The organism is Mesorhizobium sp. M5C.F.Ca.IN.020.29.1.1 (assembly GCF_003997375.1).
Classification (GTDB): Bacteria; Pseudomonadota; Alphaproteobacteria; order Rhizobiales; family Rhizobiaceae; genus Mesorhizobium; species Mesorhizobium wenxiniae.
This window is the reverse complement of record NZ_RZSW01000815.1, coordinates 1-1,984: the sequence shown is the minus strand read 5'-3', so window position 1 is coordinate 1,984 and position 1,984 is coordinate 1. Positions and strand designations below refer to the sequence as shown.

The 1,984-nt window shown below is 62.8% G+C and carries 1 protein-coding gene; it reads right to left on the bottom strand.

The genetic code is table 11. The features are described from left to right. Positions 1 to 1,984: [protein-PII] uridylyltransferase (locus EOA85_RS33865; protein ID WP_127212598.1), on the bottom strand; the 1,984-nt coding region annotated here is incomplete at both ends.

The following is a 1,984-nucleotide window of genomic DNA, read 5'->3' as shown; positions in this document are numbered from 1 at the left end:
GTTTTGGATGGCGGCCATGCGCGTCGGGCTGTCGATCTTCTGGCCGGTGAGATCGGTTACATAGAAGGTATCGATGACCTTTTCGCCGAAGGTGGTGATGTGTGCCGACGCGATGTCGAGCGACAGGTCGGACAACGCCCCGGTGATCTCGGACAGCAGGCCCGGCCGATCCAACCCCTCGACCTCGATCACCGAGAACCGGTTCGACAGCGTGTTGCGGATTTCGGCGCGCGGCGGGATGCGGAAGACCTTGGCGCCGCGCCGCGGCTTGGTGCGCTTCTCGATCATCTCCGGCAGCCAGCTCTTGCCCGACAGCACATCCTCGATCAGGCGGCCGACGCGCCCGGCGCGGCGGCGTTCGTCCTCGTCGCGGTCGAATTCCCTCGAGATCAGGATGGTGTCCAGCGCGCGGCCATCTGCGGTGGTGAAGATCTGCGCGTCGACAATGTTGCCGCCGGCCGCCACACATGCCCCGGCAATGACCGAAAGCAGGCGGGGATGGTCCTGCGCCAGCACGGTGATCTCGGTCACCGCCTCGAACTGATGGGTCTTGATCATCGTGGCGAGCTTCTTGCCCGCCGCATCCGCCTCGCGGATGAATTCGGCGTGGCGAAGCTGGTCGGGGAGATCGACCGTCAGCAGATAGTTCTCGTAGTGCAGGCCGACATAGCGCTTGCGGGCTTTTTCGGACCAATCGGCAAGCGCTTCGGCCAGCCGCTCGCGTGCCGCCGCCGTTCGCTCGGCGCGCGACACTTCCGAAAATCCCCCGGTCAACAGCAATTCGGTCTCATAGTAGAGCGTGCGCAGCAATTGGCCTTTCCAGCCGTTCCAGACGCCCGGCCCGACGCCTCTGATATCGCAGACGGTGAGGATGAGCAGCAGCTTCAGTCGTTCGACCGACTGCACGATCGCGGCGAAATCCTCGATTGTCTTGCGGTCGTTGAGATCGCGGGTCTGTGCCGTCATCGACATGACGAGGTGGTTCTCGACCAGCCAGGCAACTGTTTCGGTGTCGGCCGCCGACAGCCCCATATGCGGGCAGATGCGCCGCGCGATCCGGGCACCCACTTCGGAATGGTCCTCGGGCCGTCCCTTGGCGATGTCGTGCAAAAGCACCGCGACGTAGAGCGCCTCGCGGCTTTTCTTCAGCCCCGGCATCAGCGTGTGGGCAAGCGGGTGGATCTTTTCACCGTCGCCACGCTCGATCTCGGCCAACACGCCGATACAGCGGATCAGGTGCTCGTCCACCGTATAGTGGTGGTACATCGAGAACTGCATCATGGCGACGATCTTGCCGAAATCCGGGATCAGCTTTGCCAGCAGTCCCGCCTCGTTCATGCGCCTGAGATTGAGTTCGGCATTGCGGTCCGACGTCAATATGTCGAGGAACAGCCGGTTGGCTTCCTCGTCGCGCCTGAGCGCCTTGCCGACGAGGCCGAGCGAACGGGTCAGCAGCTTCAACGCATCGGGGTGAAATTCCAGCCCGTGCTTGTCGGCGAACCAGAACAGCCTCAAGAGATTGACCGGATCGCGCTCGAACACCAGGTCGTCGGCGACGTTGATGCGATGGTTGTCGATAATGAAATCGGACGTGCCGGCAAGCTTGCGCTTGCGGCGCGAGAAGGTGAGGAAGATGCGGTTGAAGCCCGGCACATGCTTGGCCTGCTCTTCCTCGAGTGCAGCGCAGAAGATGCGGGTGAGATCCCCGACATCCTTGGCGACGAGGAAGTAATGCTTCATGAAGCGCTCGACCGCCGACAGGCCTGGATGTGTGGTGTAGCCCAGCCGCTCGGCGATCTCGCGCTGGATGTCGAAATGCAGCCGTTCCTCGGCTTTGCCGGTGAGGAAATGCATGTGGCAGCGCACCGCCCACAGGAAATCCTCGGCCTTCTGGAACTCCCGGTATTCGGTGCCGGTGAAGACGCCCTTGTCGACCAGCTCCTCGCCGGTGCGCACCCGGTAGAAATACTTGCCGATCCAGAAC